The organism is Kitasatospora arboriphila (assembly GCF_039528095.1).
In the GTDB taxonomy this organism is placed as follows: Bacteria; Actinomycetota; Actinomycetes; order Streptomycetales; family Streptomycetaceae; genus Kitasatospora; species Kitasatospora arboriphila.
This window is the reverse complement of the sequence record NZ_BAAALD010000017.1, coordinates 43,131-58,533: the sequence shown is the minus strand read 5'-3', so window position 1 is coordinate 58,533 and position 15,403 is coordinate 43,131. Positions and strand designations below refer to the sequence as shown.

The window sequence follows — 15,403 nt, the reverse complement described above, 5'->3', positions numbered from 1 at the left end:
GATCATTGGAGGCGCGGGCCGCTCCCGGAGCGGCCCGACGCCCCCCGGACGAGAAGGAATGGCCGACACCATGAGCAGCGGAGACGACACCGGCGAGCGCAACCCGTTCGCGCCGCCGCCGGCGGATGCCCCCGACCGGCCGTGGCAGCCGCGCGCTCCGCAGCAGCCCCCGACCGAGCGGCCGGAGGACGGCGACCGGGACGACGACCGGGTGCCGCCGCCGCACCCGTGGAGCCCGGGCTACCGCGGCGGATGGTCCGAGCCGCAGCAGCCCCGCTTCGACCCGACCGACCCGGTGCAGCGGCGCGCCCGCTACGCGCTGAGCGCCGGCATGGCCGGCCTGTTCTGCGCGATCACCGGCATGCGGTACCTCGCGCTGCTGCTCGGTGCACTGGCGCTGTACTGGGGGATCAGCGCGCTGCGGGCCGAGCGTCCGGCGTCGGCCGCCTCCCCCGCCCCGCACGCCGCGGCCGGCGGCAACCCGCACGCCCTCGGCACCGCCCGGGTCGGCGGCTCCGCCCAGCCGCAGCCCACCCGGCCGCAGGTGCCCGCCGCGCTCGGCGGACTGCTGACGGGCGGTGTCGCCCTGATCTTCACGCTGTCCGTCTTCGGCGTCCAGCTCTACTACCACGACTACGTGACCTGCGTGAACGACGCCCTGACCAACGAGGCGGCGCAGAGCTGCAACAACCTCGCCCCGGACGTCATCACCCAGCTGACCAACCCCGGCAGCCGCTGACGCCGGGTGCCCTCGGGGCGGGGGTGCGGTTCGCGCGCCCTGTTTTCGGGTTGCCCGCGGCGTGGGATGCGCAGTTCCCCGCGCCCCTGCTGCGTGCTTCAGCCGGACCCGCTAGGTAGGCCCGTCCCGAGGGGCGCAGTTCCCCGCGCCCCTGTTTTCGGGTTCCCTGCAGCGTGGGATGCGCCGATCTCGGGGTGCGCAGTTCCCCGCGCCCCTTAATTCGGGTTACCCGTCAGGTGTCGTCGAGGTGGAGGGTGGCGAGGCGGGTGACGGCGTCGTGGAGGGTGCGGCGCAGGCGGGGGCAGCGGGCGGCGGTGGACCAGGCGGTGAGGCGGGCCATCGCCGGGGTCGGCGGGAGGGCCCGGTCGGCCGTGCGGGTGAGCAGCCAGCGGGCGAGCAGGGCTCCGGGCGGCACGACGGCGGCGGACCAGCCCGCGGCGGTCAGGGCGGCCTGCCAGGGGACGGGGCCCAGGGCGGCCATCCGTCCGGCCCCGAGTGCGCCTCCGGCGGACCACGCGGCCACGGCGGCGGCGGCCGAGACCGTGAGCACGGCGGCGAATGCGACCAGCGCGGTACCGGCCGGGTGCCAGGGGCGGGTGGTGCCCCGGCCTGCGGCGGCCCGTCCGAGCAGCAGGGCGGGCACGACGCCCGCGAGCAGGGGCATGACCGCCAGGACGGCCTGACCGGCGGCGCCGGGGCCGTCGGTCGGGAGAAGCGCGAAGAGCGGGAACTCGGGCACCGCGCCCAGGTGGGTGGCCACCGGTGAGACGGTGGTGCCGGTGCCGACGGCGAAGCCCGGCCCCAGCGCGTAGGCGGCGGCCCAGAGCACGGCGTTCGGCAGCAGCAGGGTGCAGGCGAGGAGGAGTCCGAGGACGCCCGCGGGGCCGTCCGCGAGGCCGGCGGCGGTGCTGCCCGCGGTGCCGAGGGCGACGGCGGTGGTGAGCAGGAGTCCCCCGGCGGCGAGCAGGCCGAGCAGCCAGCTGCCCGCGGTGCGACGCAGGGCGGCGGTGGCGTCCCGCGGCGGCGCCCAGCCCGCGGCCGCCCAGGAGCGGAGCCGGTCGGTGAGCACGGCCGGCAGGAAGGCCGGCAGGCCCGGCTGCGGGTGGCCGTGGCCGGCCAGGACTCCCCAGGCGAGTCCGGCGGCGGTGACGGCCGCGACGACGGGGAGGTCGGTGACCGGGTCGGCGGCCAGGACGGCTTCGCTGCCGCTGCACTCGGCGACGGCCAGCGCGGCCACCGCGAGGTATCCGATGCCCAGCGGCAGGGCGGCCCGCCAGGCTCCCGTGCCGTGCGGGGCGCGTGCCCCCGCCCTGGCCCCCGCGCGGCGGAGCAGGCCGGTGCTGACGGCGGTGAGCAGCAGCGGGGTGAGGGTGAAGGGTGCACCGCCCGGACCGCGGGTGAGCGGTGCCCCGTGGCCGAGCAGCCAGAGGGCGCAGGCGAGCCGGAGGGCGCCGCGGGCGGTGACGTCGCCGTACGGGGTGAGCACCCAGAGACCGAGGACGGGGACGGCGATCACGGAGAGGGCGAGGAGGGCCGTTCGGGCGCCGACGAGCAGGTCGGCGAACGGGGAGCGGGAGCCCAGATCGTCGGGCAGGCCCAGGATCGGACGGCCCATCAACTGCGTCATGGGCCACATGCTCCCAAGATCACCCGTTGCGCCCCGTGAAGCGGCAAACCTTCGCCGTGTCCCGGATTATTTGCTTATGTGCCTTATTCGACTCTGCAGCCGCCGCGGGGAGCCGCGGTGACCGCACCTTCGAAGGCCGACCGGGCCGGGGACGACCCCACCGGCCCGACCACCGCTGCCCGGACGCCCGCCGCGGCCCCGTCGGACCGGGCGCGGAAGGACGTCGCACGGCTGCTGCAGCGGCTGACCCCGCGTGAGGCGCAGGTCTTCGCCCGGACGGCGGCAGGGGACGACGACCGGGCCGTCGCCGCCGCGCTCGGCATCGCCCCCGCGACCGTCCGCAAGCACCTCAACCGGGCGATGCGGAAGCTGGGGGTCGGCTCGCGCGCCGAGGCCGCCCGCCTGGCCGCCCTGTTGGGGACGCCCGGGCCCACCGCCGAACCCACCCCTGCGGCACCCCCCAAAACCCCCGGGGCGACCGGGCCGACCATGCCGACCGGGCCCGCCGAGCCCGGCCCGGTGCCGGCCGGGGCCGCGGTCGAACCCTCGCCGCCGCCGACGCCGGAGGAGCCCCCGCGGACTCCGGACGGGCCCCGACCGCCCGAGGAGCCCGAGCCGCCGCAGGCCCGCCCTCAGGAGCAGCCGTCCGCTCCGCTCTCCCGTCCGCCGCTGGCCGGGGCGCCGCCCCGTCGCCGGCCGGAGTTCGCCGCGTTCAGTGCGGCCGTGCACGCCCGGCTGGTGCAGCAGACGTTCCTGGTCACCGGGTCGCCGCACCGGGCGGCCCGCAGTGTGCGGATCGCCCTGGGGGCGGCGGCGCTGCGGTGGGACGAGGTGGCGGAGCTGCCGGACCCGGAGGGCTGGGTCCGGGCGGCGGCGTTCGAGTCGGCGCTGTCGCCGTGGCGGCGGGGCGGTCCCCGTCGTGCGGGCAGGCGCCACCTGCCGCACCGGAGGATCAAGGTGAAGGGTGAGCGGGCCCGCCGCCGGCCGGACGAGAACCGTCCGACCGCCCGGGACCGGGCGCTGCTCACCGCGATGCACCGGCTGACCCGGCCGCAGCGCCGGGCGGTGGTGCTGCACGACGCGGTGGGCCTGCCGGTGGCGGCGGTGGCGGAGGAGGTGGAGTCCAGCACGGCGGCGGCCGCGGGGCGGGTCCTGGCGGCGCGCGAGGAGCTGTCCCGGACGGTGCCGGAGGTGGTCGGTGCCGACCCGTCGGCGCCGGGCTTCGGCCCGGCGCTCGGCGCGCTGCTGTTCGAGGCGGCGGTGCGGGCCTGCCCGTCGCCGCGGGTGCCCTCGCCGGGCCGGCTCGCCGCCGGGACGGCCGTCCCGGACCGGGCCCTGCTGCCCGGCCCGGACGGGCAGGCAGAAGGACGGACGGGCGGGCGGCGGCCGGTGGCGGTCACGATCGCGGGCGTCGAGCGGTTCCGCCGCTGCTTCGCCGGGGACGGGGGAGCGGACGAGGCCGTGGGTCTGCTGCTGACCGGTGTGGCCGCGCACGAGGTCGGCCGGGGCATGCTGCTCTGCACGGAGGACTGACCGGTCCGTCCCGGGCGTGGGAGGCCGCCGGGCCCCGCGGCCGCGCCTACGCTCGCCGCAGGCGCGGCCGGGTTCCCGTCCCCGGCCGGCGAACCGGAGAGGGGCCATGCCGTGCCGCGTGAGATCGCGCTGCTGGGAGTGCCGTCCTGCGCAGGGACGCACGGACCCGGTCAGGAGAAGGCGCCCGCCGCCGTCCGGGCGGCCGGGCTGGTCGAGGGGCTGCGCAGCGCGGGTCTCGCCGTCCGGGACCACGGCGACCTGCCGGCGGTGCCCTTCCGCACCGACCCGGAGCACCGCAACCGGCAGAACCTCGCCCTGGTCACCGACGTCGCCCGGTCCGTCGCCGACCGGGTCGGCGCCCTGCTCGACGGCGGCGCGCTACCGCTGGTGATCGGCGGGGACTGCACCATCACCCTCGGCGTCACCGCCGCCCTGGTCGCGCGGCGGCCCGACACCGGCCTGATCTACTTCGACGGCGACGTGGACCTGTCGGTGCCCGACAGCACCGTCTCCGGCGTCCTCGACACCATGGTCCTCGCCCATCTGCTCGGCGAGGGCGCCCCCGAGCTCGCCGGCCTCGGACCGCGGACCCCGCTGCTGACCGCCGACGCCGTCACCGCCTTCGGCCACGACCCCGTGGAGGTGAACGCGGCCGAGCGGGAACGGCTCGCCCGGTACGGCCTGCGGACCCATCCGTGCACCGGGCTGACCGCCCCCGGGGCCGACCCCGTCGCCGCGGCCCGCGCCGTCCGCAGCGACCTCGCCGAGCGGTACGCGCACCTGCTGCTGCACTTCGACGTCGACGTGATCGACTCGACCGAGCTGCCGCTGGCGGACTTCCCGCACTTCAACCAGGGCCTGCCGCTGGCCGTCGCACTGGACTGCCTCGCCGAGTTCGCCCGCGCCCCGCAGCTGGCCGCCGTGGTCGTCACGGAGATCAACCCCCTCCGCGACCAGGACGGCAGCCTGGTGCGGACCCTCACCGACGGCCTGGTCCGGGCCCTCGCGGGAGCACCGGAGTAGCGGGCGGTCCCGGTGCCCTCCGGCGGTCAGCCCGCGGTGAGGGCCCGGTCGCAGTCGAGGCAGTGGCGGGTGGTCTGGGACGGCGGGTACCAGCTGTCGCCGGGGGCGGCGCGACGGTAGGGCTCGGGTTCGAGGTCGCCGGTGGGCAGGCCGCAGAACGTGGCGGCGGCGGGCCGCTCCGGGTCCTGCGGGTCGGCGGGGGCGGCATGGACCCAGCGGATGCGCGCGCCGACGTCGACCTCGCCGCTGTCCAGGACCTCCGTGGAGGGTTCCAGTTCGAGGAGTACGAGGACATCGGTCATGCCTCGACCTTGCCCCGTTCGGCCCAGCACCGCATCCCGGCCCGCGCCGCGCCCGAGGTACCCGTTGGCGTCGCGCGCCGGTCGCGCCGCGCCCCGCCGTCCGGTGCTCCGCGGATCTGTCGTACCCCGGGGATAGATTCGGTCGGAACGGGCGCGGCCGGGCCGCGCCGGAGTGCCGATCGCCGGAGGTCCTCGCGTGTCGCTGGTACGGGTCCACAACTTCTCGGTCTCGCTCGACGGTTTCGGCACCGGAGAGGGGCAGACCCTCGACGCGCCGTTCGGCCACGCCGGCCACCGGCTGCACGGCTGGTTCTTCAACACCAGGGCGTTCCGGTCCATGCAGGGCAAGGACGGCGGCGACTTCGGCGTGGACGACGCCATGGCCGCGACCTGGGCCGACGGGATCGGCGCCGAGATCATGGGGCGGAACAAGTTCGGCCCGCAGCGCGGCCCCTGGGAGGACCACGACTGGAACGGCTGGTGGGGCGAGGAGCCGCCGTTCCACACGCCGGTCTTCGTGATGACCCACCACCCCCGCCCCTCGGTGGAGATGAAGGGCGGCACCACCTTCCACTTCGTGGACGGGTCGCCGCAGGAGGTGCTGAAGCAGGCCAAGGAGGCCGCGGGCGGCCTCGACGTCCGGCTCGGCGGCGGGCCGAGCACCGTGCGGGCCTTCCTCGCCGAGGACCTGGTCGACCACCTGCACGTCGTCGTGGTGCCGATCCTGCTCGGCCGCGGCGAGCGCCTCTGGGACGGGCTCGAAGGGATCGAGGAGCGCTTCCGCATCGAGACGGTGGCGAGCCCCAGCGGGGTCACCCATGTGACGTTCAACCGCGCCTGACCGGGTGTCACCGATCGGCGCACGGGGCGCCCTCTAGGCTGACCGGGTGACCGCACCGGACCTTGCACACTCCGCCCGCCCCTCCGCCCGCCCTTCCACCGACCCTGCCGCCGAACCCTCCGCCGGTTCTTCCGCCGACCCGGCCGCCGCGCTGATCGCCGACCCGTACGCCGGGTACGCCCGACTGCGGGCGGCCGGCCCCGTGCACCGGATCACCGGCCCGGACGGGCTGCCCGTCTGGCTGGTCACCCGGTACGCGGACGTGCGCCGGGCGCTCGCCGACCCCCGGCTCGCCCTGGACAAGCAGCACGCCGCGCCCGGCAACTACCGCGGCTTCGCCCTGCCGCCCGCCCTGGACGCCAACCTGCTCAACATGGACCCGCCGGACCACACCCGGATCCGGCGGCTCGTCTCCCAGGCGTTCACCCCGCGGCGGATCGCCGCACTGCGCGGACCGGTCGAGCAGGTCGCCGACGCCCTGCTCGACGCGATGGCCCCGCACGGCCGGGCCGACCTCATCACCGCCTACGCCGCACCCCTGCCGATCACCGTGATCTGCGACCTGCTCGGCGTGCCCACCGAGGACCGCCACGACTTCCGGGCCTGGACGGACGCCCTGGTCACCCCCGACCCGGCCCGCCCGCAGGACGCCCGGGCGGCCGTCGCCGCGATGCTCGCCTTCTTCACCGCGCTGATCGACCGCAAGCGCGCCGAACCCGGCGACGACCTGCTCTCCGACCTGATCGCCGTCCGCGACGAGGGGGACCGGCTCGGCGAGGACGAACTCACCTCGCTCGCCTTCCTGATCCTCTTCGCCGGGTACGAGAACACCGTCCACCTGATCGGCAACGCCGTCCTCGCCCTGCTGCGCCACCCCGACCAACTGGCCGCGCTGCGCGCCGACGAGAGCCTCGTCCCGGCCGCCGTGGAGGAGTTCGCCCGCTACGACGGGCCGGCGCCGCTGGCGATCCGCCGCTTCCCGCGGGAGGACGTCGTCATCGGCGGCGTCACCGTCCCGGCGGGGGAGACGGTGCTGTGCGTCCTCGCCTCGGCCAACCGCGACCCGGAGCAGTTCCCGGAACCGGACCGGCTCGACGTGCACCGGCGGGAGACCGGCCACCTCGCCCTCGGCCACGGCATCCACTACTGCCTGGGTGCCCCGCTCGCCCGCCTGGAGACCTCGGTCGCGCTGACCGCCCTGCTGCGCCGCTTCCCCGAACTCGCCCTGGACGTGCCGGAGTCGGAGCTGCGGCACCGTCCCTCGCTGCGGGCCCGCGGCATGCTGGAGCTGCCGGTGCGGTTCTGAGCACCGAGGAGGCAGACGGCCGGGGCCGGCGCGGATCGTCCGCGCCGGCCCCGGCCGTTGTGCGAGGTCCCGCCCCGTCCGGTGGCGGCTCCGGCCCCTTCGTGCGCACGGCTCGCGCGCATCTGCGCGAAACTGCGCAAACATCGGCCGGTTCGAGCAATTGACGTCACATCAGGGCTCTGCTCTGATGTGAAGCGCCCTGACGGCCCCGACCGCCCCGACGGTCCGGACCGCCGGGACAGCCCCGACTGCCCCTGCCCGCGGCCGAGTCGAGCGTGCCGCGGCGCCGTGTCGGGTCACCGGACCCCGCAGACCTCCGAGGAGGCACCCTCGTGCGATCCGCTCCGCCCACCGTCCGACCGCGGCCGGGAAGTCCCGGCGCCAGGCCCATCGCGCTCCCGCTCGCCCTGCTGCTCGTCGCCGTCCTCGCCGCCGTCCTCGGCCCGGCCCACCCCGCCGGCGCCGCAACTCCCGGCAACGCCACCGGGATCACCCGCTCCGGCAACACCTTCACGGTGACCGCCTCCGGCGGCGCCGCCGCCCGGATCGTCCTCGCCCGGGCCGACATCCTGCGGATCTGGCTCTCGCCGGACGGCAGCTTCACCGACGACCCGGCCGGCCACGACCTCGCGATCACCACCGACTTCGGCGCCGTCGACGCCACCCAGACCGACGCCGGCGCCTACTGGCGGATCGCCACCCCGGCCGTCTCGCTGCGGATCAACAAGTCGCCGCTCACCTTCGCCCTGTACCGGGCCGACAACACCACGCTGCTCTGGGCCGAGTCCCAGCCCACCAGTTGGACCGCCAACCGGACCACCCAGTACCTCACCCGCGGCGCCGACGAGCAGTTCTACGGCACCGGTCTGCGCCTCGGCGACTGGGCGCTGCGCGACAAAACCGTGCCGGTCTCCGTCAGCAACTCCTGGACGGAGAACAGCAACGCCAGCCCCGCGCCGTTCTACATGTCCACCAACGGCTACGGCGTGATGCGCAACACCTGGGCCCCCGGCTCCTACGGCTTCGGTTCGCCGACCACGCTCGCGCACGACGAGAAGCGCTTCGACGCCTGGTACTTCGCCGGCGACTCGCTCAAGGGCGTGCTCGGCGGCTACACCGACGTCACCGGCAAGCCCTTCCTCGCCCCGGTCTGGGGCCTCGAACTCGGCAACGCCGACTGCTTCAACGCCTCCAACCCCGCCTACCAGGGCGACCACGCCCGGCTCCGCCACCAGACCACCCCGGACGCGGTCGGCTACGCCGCCGACGCCCGCGCCGCCGACATGCCCTCCGGCTGGTTCCTGCCCAACGACGGTTACGGCTGCGGCTACACCGACCTGCCGAACACCGTTTCCGGTCTCGCCGCCAAGGGCGTGCACACCGGACTGTGGACCTCCACCGGGCTGTCGAACATCGACTGGGAGGTCGGCACGGCCGGCTCCCGGGCGGTGAAGACGGACGTCGCCTGGATCGGCGGCGGCTACAAGACCGCCTTCACCGGCGTGCAGCAGGCCGTCGCCGGGATCGAGGACCACTCCGACGCCCGCCGCTTCGTCTGGACGGTCGACGGCTGGGCCGGCACCCAGCGCAACGCCGTCGTCTGGACGGGCGACACCAGCGGCACCTGGGACGCCATGCGCTGGCACGTCCCGGCGATCGCCGGTGCGGGCCTGTCGGGCCTCAACTACGCCTCCGGCGACGTCGACGGCATCTTCGGCGGCAGCCCGAAGACCTACGTCCGCGACCTGCAGTGGAAGGCCTTCACCCCGGCGTTCATGACGATGTCCGGCTGGGGCGCGACCAACCCGTCCGCAGGCTACCAGGACAAGCAGCCCTGGCGGTTCGCCGAGCCCTACCTGTCGATCAACCGCAAGTACCTGCAGCTGAAGATGCGGCTCACCCCCTACCTGTACACGATGAGCCGCAACGCCACCGACACCGGCGTCCCGTCCACCCGGGCGATGGTGCTGGAGTACCCGGACGACCCGGTGGCGCGCGGCAACGCGACCAGCGGCCAGTTCATGGCCGGCGACTCCTTCCTCGTCGCCCCGGTCGTCTCCGACACCGCCGTCCGCGACGGCATCTACCTGCCCGCCGGCACCTGGACGGACTACTGGACGGGCAAGGCGTACACCGGGCCCGGCTGGCTCAACGGCTACAGCGCGCCGCTCGACACCCTGCCGCTCTTCGTCAAGTCCGGTGCGGTCGTGCCGATGTGGCCGCAGATGAACTACGCCGGCGAGAAGCCCGTCTCCCGGCTGACCTACGACGTCTACCCGCGCGGCAGCTCCACCTTCAGCCTGTACGAGGACGACGGCACCACCCGCGCCTACCAGTCCGGGGCGTACGCCCGACAGCGGGTGGACGTCACCGCACCGCAGTCCGGCACCGGCGACGTCAGCATCGCCGTCGGCGCGGCCACCGGCAGCTACACCGGCAAACCCGCCTCCCGCGACTACGAGTTCACCGTGCACGCCGCCGCCGCACCCGGCAGCGTCAGCGTCGGCGGCACCGCGCTGCCCGCACTGGCCAGCCGCAGCGCCTACGACGCGGCCGCCAGCGGCTGGTACTTCGACCCGGCGGACCGCTCCGGCGTGCTCCTGGTCAAGACCGGCTCCCGCTCCGCCGCCTTCACCGTGACGGCCGCCGGCCTCACCCTGCCCACCGGCAGCGCGATCCCCGGCGCCACCCCGATCCCCACCGCCGGCTGGACGATCGCCTACGCCGACAGCCAGGAGACCTCGGCCGAGAACGGCGCCGCCGCGAACGCCATCGACGGCAACAGCGCCACCCTCTGGCACAGCAAGTGGTCCGGCACCGCCGCACCACTGCCGCACGAGCTGCAGATCGACCTCGGCGCCCGCTACGCCGTCGACGGCCTGAGCTACCTGCCCCGGCAGGACGGCGGCGTCAACGGCCGGATCGGCGGCTACGAGGTGTACGTCTCCGACACCACCGCCGACTGGGGCAGCCCCGTCGCCACCGGGAGCCTCCCGGACAGCGCGGTGCAGCAACGGATCTCCTTCGGCGCCAAGAACGGCCGCTACCTGCGGCTGAAGGCGCTGAGCGAGGCGGGCGACCGCGGCCCGTGGACGAGTGCCGCCGAGATCGGCGCTACCGGACGCGCCCTGCCGCCACCGACCGACACCACCCTGGTCAACGGCGCCTCCGGCAGCTGCGTCGACCTGCCCGGCTCGGCGACCGCCCCGGGCACCCGGCCGACCCTCTACACCTGCCACGGCGGCGGCAACCAGCGCTGGACCCTGCACGCCGACGGGTCGCTCACCGGACTCGCCGGGGTCTGCCTCGACGGGACGGCCGGCACCGTCGCCGTGCAGCCCTGCAACGGCTCCACCGGGCAGCGCTGGCAGCAAGGGCCGCAACTCGCCCTGGTCAGCGGCGGGAAGTGCCTCGCACCGGAGAAGTCCGGCACCGCGAACGGCACCGGGCTGCTGCTCGCCGCCTGCACCGGCAGCGCCGCGCAGCGCTGGGCGACCACCCCCTGACCGCCCGGCCGCGGGGGCCCCGGGCAGCGCGCCCCGGGACCCCCGCGGCCCCGGGGTGCCGGGTCACCGCGCGCTCGCGGCGATCTGCGCGTACTCCTGGGCGGCGGCCCACAGCTCACCGGAGGTCGGCCGCATCCCGGGCACCGCGTTCATCGCGGCCTCGGCGTTCATCGCGGCGAAGCCCCACAGCTCGCGCAGCTCGCCGTGCGCCGTCCGCTCGGCCTCGCGGAGCGCCGAGAGCAGTGCCCCGCCGGTGAGCGGCGGCGGTACGGGCAGGAACGACCAGGGCCCCGGCGGGGCCTGGTCGAGCAAAACGGTCGGCTGTGCTCCGCCACGCGGAGTGGTGTCGTTCATGCGGCACACGATCGCACCTGGAACTGACACGCCGTCGGTGGCCCGTGGACGGCGGCTGCGGCTCCAGCCCGCCCAGCCCGCTCAGTTCGCGAGACGGTCCACGGCGGCGAGCACCGGGGCCACGCCGTCCTCGTCCCGCAGGCGGGCGGCCAGGGCCCGGGCGCGGCGGGCGTGCCCCGGGTCGGCGTCGGCCGCGCGCAGCGCCGCGGCGAGGGCGCCAGCCGTCAGGCGGCGCAGCGGCACGGCCGCGGGGGCCACCCCCAGGCCGGTCAGGCGGCCGGCCCAGAACGCGGCGTCGAACTGGATCGGGACGGGGACGGCCGGCACCCCGGCCCGCAGGCCCGCCGCGGTGGTGCCGGCCCCGGCGTGGTGCACGACGGCGGCCGTCCGCGGGAAGAGCAGGTGGTGCGGAACGTCGTCGACGGTGATCACGTCCGGGCCCTCGGCGTGCAGCTCGCTCCAGCCGCGCTGGACCACGCCGCGCAGCCCGGCCGCGCGCAGCGCCGCCACGACCGTGCGGGAGACCTGCTCAGGGTCGGGCACCGCCGCGCTGCCCAGGCCGACGAAGACCGGGGGGTCGCCCGCGTCCAGGAAGTCGCGGAGCTCCGGCGGGAGCTCGGCCGCGGGCGGGTCCCCGGGCCACCAGTAGCCGGCCACCCGCAGACCCGGACGCCAGTCGCGTGGGCGTGGCACCACCAGTTCGCTGAAGCCGTGGAAGACCGGCCAGTCGGCCTGCTCGCGCGCCCGGCGGGCGGAGCGGAGGCTGCGCCGGGGCAGCCCGAGGCGCGAGCGGGTACGGCGGACGGCCTCGGTGAAGATGCTGTCCACGGCCGCGTTCACGGCATGCCCGGCCAGCCGGTTCGGGCCCGCGCCCCAGGACCTCGCGCCGATCACCGGCGGGGCGAACTCGGCCGTCGCGGCGAGCGGTTGCAGATGGAGGCCGATGCTGGGCAGGGCCATGCCCTCCGCGATCGCGTGCCCCAGTGGTGCCAGCGCGGCCGACAGCAGCAGGACGTCCTGGCCGTGGGCGGCGACCAGCAGTTCGTCCGCCATCCTGCCCACCAGCGAGCGCGCCATCGCGACCAGCCGGGCCATCTTGCCGATCCCGCTGGAACTGCGGTGCAGGCCCTGCCCGGCGGCGGACTCCAGGGCCTCGCGCGGGTCCACCGGCAGCGGGTGGAAGCCGATCCCGGCGCCCTGTGCGAGCGGTGCGAACCGTGCGTGGGTGACCAGGGTGACCTGGTGGCCGGCCCGGGCCAGCCCGGACCCGAGTCCGGTGAACGGGGCGACGTCGCCGCGGGAACCGGCCGTCATGAGCGCGACACGCATGGTCAGCAGTATCGCGCCGGATCCCCTACCGGCGTCCCCGCGGCGCGCCGTTTCGGCCACCGGGGGGGAGCGGCCGTCAGCGGTCGAATCCGGCGGGCGGACAGCGCCCGCTCCAGGGGTGCTCGGCGGCGAGGCCGGATCCGACCACATGGATCCGCCGGTGCCACCGGTCCACGGAGGTGACTCACGACCCGTCCGGCATTGCGCCGTGGTGACCGGCCGAGCGGGGCCTACGCTGCGGAGTGACCGGAGAAGGGACCGGAGAGCAGCCGCCCGCCGCGCGGGCGGGCCCCGGCGTGGACCAGGAGAGCGCTCATGCCCGAGCCACCGTTGCCCGAGAAGGCCGTCGCGCTGCTGCGCAAGGCGAACCCGGCCGTCATCGCCACCCTCCGCCCGGACGGCCAGCCCGTCTCCACCGCCACCTGGTACCTCTGGGAGGAGGACGGCCGCGTCCTGGTCAACATGGACGAGGGCCGCACCCGCCTGCACCACCTGCGCGCCGACCCCCGGGTCAGCCTCACGGTGCTCGACGAGCACTCCTGGTACACCCACATCACCCTGATCGGCCGGGTCGCCGAGCTGTACGAGGACCGGGAGCTCGCCGACATCGACCGGCTCTCCCGGCACTACCGGGGCCGCGACTACCCCGTGCGGGACCGCGGCCGGGTCACCGCCCTGATCGAGGTCGACCGCTGGCACGGCTGGGGCACCGTCACCGGCCGGTTCCGCTGACCGGACCGACCGGCCGGGCCGAGGTGTCCTGCAGCTGAAGGAGTGACAGGCGCTCGGCGGACGGGCTGCCCGGCACGGCCCGGTACACCACCAGCTGCCGGCCGGGGGCGCTGTTCGGTGTGAGCGTCTCGTACGCCAGCTCCAGGCCGCCGGCCCGCGGGTGGTGCAGCTTGGCACCGGCGGACTTGCCGTGCACCTCGTGGCGGGCCCACAGCACGCGGAACTCGTGGCTCTGCAGCGAGAGTTCGCCGACCAGGGCGACCAGCCGCGGATCGCGGCCGCCCCGGGCCGGCGGGGCTGCGCAGCGCGGCGGCCGCGGCGCGGGCGGGCGCCTCCCGGTCCCGGTGGAAGGAACGGGCCGCCGGGTCGAGGAAGGTCATCCGCACCAGGTTGTCCACCCGCGCGAACCCCGCGTAGAGGGCGGCGGCCTGCGGGTTGAGTGCCAGGACGTCCAGCGTCCGGCCGGTGACCACGGCCGGGGTGGGCAGTGCGTCCACCAGGTGCCGCAGCGCCGGTGCGACCTGCTCGCCGGCGTCCTCGTCCAGCCGCAGCGCGCGGGCGACGGCCTGCAGCAGTTGCGGGGAGGGGTTGCTCGCGGCCCTGTTCCAGACGGGTGCAGGGCCGCTCCAACGCGGAGATCGCCGACGAGCTGTACCTCGCCGAGTCCACCGTCAAGACCCACATGAAGCGCATCCTCGCCAAGCCCGGTGCCCGCGACCGCGCCCAGGCCGTCGCCCTCGCCTACCGTACGGGCCTGATGGTCGGCCCCCGGCCCGACAGCCGGTGAGGTGGCGGAGGCCCGCGGTCGGCCGTCGGCCCGGCAACCTTCCGACGGCGCGCCGTGGTTCGCTTCGTGACACCGCCCGGTGGTGAGTGAGGTGTCGAGCAGCCGGGGCGCGCAGCCGGGACCGAGCGGCTCCGGTGCAGCCTTGCCGTCCTCCCGGCGCAGTTGCGCCCCGGCGCACAGGCGCAGCAGGTCGTGGAGGGCCCGGGAGCGGACACTCAGAAGTGTTCCCACCGCACCTGGTCCGTCCAGGCCGGTCCGCCCCGGCGGCGCACCGGGGGAGGCTGCTGCGGCGACGGGTGGCCGAGGCAGACGATCAGCTCGGGCCGCACCCCGTCCGGCGCTCCGAGCAGCACGGCAACCGCCGCCCGGCTGAACGAGGTCACCGGCCCGGCGCCCAGCCCCAGGCCGTGCGCCGCCATCAGCATGGTCGCCGCCGCCGTCCCCACGTCGACGTACGGGCCGGGGTTGCTCTCCGGGAAGCCGTACGCGCGCACCCCGGCCCAGTCGACGCAGACGACGATCGCGGCCGCCGGGCGCTGGAGCATCCCGGGGGAGACCATCCGGATCGCCCGCAGCATTCCGGGCCGGGTGACGGCCACGTACCGGTGGAGGCGCCGGTTGCCGGCGTGCGGCGCGTACCGGGCGCTGTCCAGGACGGCCCGCAGCTGCCCGGGCTCGACCGGCGCGTCGGCGAGCGCCCGGACCACGCGGCGGGTACGGATCGCCCGCAGGACGGCGTCCCCGCCGGCGGTGTCGCCACCTGTGGGCTCCTCGCCGCTCACGACGACCCGCCGTTCGCCGCCCCGCCGGTTGCCGTTCCGTCGTTCGCCGCCTCGCCGGGGTCGAGCGAATCGAGCAGGTACGCGGCCAGGGTCCGGGAGAGCGCGTCCAGCCGGTCGACGTAGCCCTGCGGATCGCCGGCCCGGACCGAGGTCTCGGCGTGCCCGCGGCGCACCTCGTGCAGGAGTGCCCGCAGGCGGTCGCCCGCCTGCGGCTCGATCATCTCCGCAAGCCGTCCCGCCGCAGTGAGCAGCCGCAGCGGGGCGTACTCGGCGGCCTCGTCCACCTGGGTACGGGCAGAGCAGAGCAGGTAGGCGAGGAGTTCGACCGCGTCGTCCTCGTCCAGCACCCGTCCGGTCCGGTCCGCGATGTCGGGGCCGCCCATGGGCTCACTCCGTCCGTCGTCGCCGCGCGACGGCGGACGGCCCGCAGTCGTGCGGACCGGCCGGCCGTCCCTGCCCCAAGCCTCCGCCGCGCGCGGACGATCCGCACACCGGTCGGGCCTCCGCCCGGGGACCGCGGACGGCTCCGCGGTGCCGCGGAC

Annotated in this window: 15 protein-coding genes and 1 pseudogene; 8 read left to right on the top strand and 8 right to left on the bottom strand. The window is 76.1% G+C overall.

Features of this window, described 5'->3' with window-relative positions:
• The first annotated feature begins 70 nt into the window (after nucleotides 1-70).
• Entirely contained in the window at nucleotides 71-739 is a 669-nt protein-coding gene (locus tag ABD353_RS11995; RefSeq protein WP_344623512.1) for a hypothetical protein, read from the top strand.
• Between the two features lie 232 nt (nucleotides 740-971).
• On the opposite strand, the gene ABD353_RS11990 is transcribed toward ABD353_RS11995, so the two are convergent.
• Nucleotides 972-2,366 carry a cell division protein PerM gene (locus ABD353_RS11990; protein ID WP_344623511.1) on the bottom strand — a complete coding sequence of 465 codons (1,395 nt, stop codon included), beginning with the start codon at nucleotides 2,364-2,366 and terminating at the stop codon, nucleotides 972-974.
• A 117-nt stretch (nucleotides 2,367-2,483) separates the two neighbouring features.
• On the opposite strand from ABD353_RS11990, the gene ABD353_RS11985 reads away from it, so the two are divergent.
• A complete protein-coding gene (locus ABD353_RS11985; RefSeq protein ID WP_344623510.1) occupies nucleotides 2,484-3,899 on the top strand; it encodes a LuxR C-terminal-related transcriptional regulator in 1,416 nt (471 codons plus the stop codon).
• A gap of 111 nt (nucleotides 3,900-4,010) precedes the next feature.
• Nucleotides 4,011-4,922: an arginase family protein gene (locus tag ABD353_RS11980; RefSeq protein ID WP_344623509.1), complete on the top strand. Its 912-nt coding sequence runs from the start codon at nucleotides 4,011-4,013 to the stop codon at nucleotides 4,920-4,922.
• 26 nt (nucleotides 4,923-4,948) lie between these two features.
• Here the strand turns inward: ABD353_RS11980 and ABD353_RS11975 are convergent, their stop codons facing one another.
• Nucleotides 4,949-5,224, bottom strand: a complete 276-nt coding sequence (locus tag ABD353_RS11975; RefSeq protein WP_344623508.1) for a hypothetical protein — start codon at nucleotides 5,222-5,224, stop codon at nucleotides 4,949-4,951.
• A gap of 196 nt (nucleotides 5,225-5,420) precedes the next feature.
• On the opposite strand from ABD353_RS11975, the gene ABD353_RS11970 reads away from it, so the two are divergent.
• From ABD353_RS11970 to ABD353_RS11960, 3 genes are all read left to right on the top strand, one after another.
• The gene (locus tag ABD353_RS11970) at nucleotides 5,421-6,065 is read left to right on the top strand and encodes a dihydrofolate reductase family protein (protein WP_344623507.1); all 645 of its coding nucleotides are present in this window, start codon (nucleotides 5,421-5,423) and stop codon (nucleotides 6,063-6,065) included.
• Between the two features lie 151 nt (nucleotides 6,066-6,216).
• Nucleotides 6,217-7,371 (top strand): cytochrome P450 family protein, encoded by a 1,155-nt coding sequence (locus ABD353_RS11965; protein ID WP_344623552.1) that lies wholly within the window; start codon nucleotides 6,217-6,219, stop codon nucleotides 7,369-7,371.
• Between the two features lie 332 nt (nucleotides 7,372-7,703).
• Complete coding sequence (locus tag ABD353_RS11960) at nucleotides 7,704-10,877, top strand: TIM-barrel domain-containing protein (protein ID WP_344623506.1); 3,174 nt, start codon at nucleotides 7,704-7,706, stop codon at nucleotides 10,875-10,877.
• A 63-nt stretch (nucleotides 10,878-10,940) separates the two neighbouring features.
• On the opposite strand, the gene ABD353_RS11955 is transcribed toward ABD353_RS11960, so the two are convergent.
• Nucleotides 10,941-11,231: a hypothetical protein gene (locus tag ABD353_RS11955; RefSeq protein WP_344623505.1), complete on the bottom strand. Its 291-nt coding sequence runs from the start codon at nucleotides 11,229-11,231 to the stop codon at nucleotides 10,941-10,943.
• An 81-nt stretch (nucleotides 11,232-11,312) separates the two neighbouring features.
• The gene (locus ABD353_RS11950; protein WP_344623504.1) at nucleotides 11,313-12,560 is read right to left on the bottom strand and encodes a glycosyltransferase; all 1,248 of its coding nucleotides are present in this window, start codon (nucleotides 12,558-12,560) and stop codon (nucleotides 11,313-11,315) included.
• Nucleotides 12,561-12,875: 315 nt separating this feature from the next.
• Between ABD353_RS11950 and ABD353_RS11945 the strand changes: the two genes are divergently transcribed.
• Nucleotides 12,876-13,292: a PPOX class F420-dependent oxidoreductase gene (locus tag ABD353_RS11945; RefSeq protein WP_344623503.1), complete on the top strand. Its 417-nt coding sequence runs from the start codon at nucleotides 12,876-12,878 to the stop codon at nucleotides 13,290-13,292.
• Here ABD353_RS11945 and ABD353_RS11940 read toward each other — a convergent pair.
• Both ABD353_RS11940 and ABD353_RS11935 read right to left on the bottom strand, forming a co-directional pair.
• The gene (locus tag ABD353_RS11940; protein WP_344623551.1) at nucleotides 13,273-13,530 is read right to left on the bottom strand and encodes an MmyB family transcriptional regulator; all 258 of its coding nucleotides are present in this window, start codon (nucleotides 13,528-13,530) and stop codon (nucleotides 13,273-13,275) included. The genes ABD353_RS11945 and ABD353_RS11940 overlap by 20 nt on opposite strands.
• A gap of 112 nt (nucleotides 13,531-13,642) precedes the next feature.
• Nucleotides 13,643-13,765: pseudogene (locus tag ABD353_RS11935) on the bottom strand (MmyB family transcriptional regulator); the annotation flags it as partial.
• Between the two features lie 140 nt (nucleotides 13,766-13,905).
• Here ABD353_RS11935 and ABD353_RS11930 point away from each other — a divergent pair.
• Complete coding sequence (locus ABD353_RS11930; protein WP_425555140.1) at nucleotides 13,906-14,079, top strand: response regulator transcription factor; 174 nt, start codon at nucleotides 13,906-13,908, stop codon at nucleotides 14,077-14,079.
• 215 nt (nucleotides 14,080-14,294) lie between these two features.
• Here ABD353_RS11930 and ABD353_RS11925 read toward each other — a convergent pair whose 3' ends face one another.
• The gene (locus ABD353_RS11925; RefSeq protein ID WP_344623502.1) at nucleotides 14,295-14,861 is read right to left on the bottom strand and encodes a nitroreductase family protein; all 567 of its coding nucleotides are present in this window, start codon (nucleotides 14,859-14,861) and stop codon (nucleotides 14,295-14,297) included.
• Nucleotides 14,858-15,244 carry a DUF6092 family protein gene (locus ABD353_RS11920; RefSeq protein ID WP_344623501.1) on the bottom strand — a complete coding sequence of 129 codons (387 nt, stop codon included), beginning with the start codon at nucleotides 15,242-15,244 and terminating at the stop codon, nucleotides 14,858-14,860. Before ABD353_RS11920 ends, ABD353_RS11925 begins: the two co-directional genes overlap by 4 nt.
• Nucleotides 15,245-15,403: the final 159 nt, after the last annotated feature.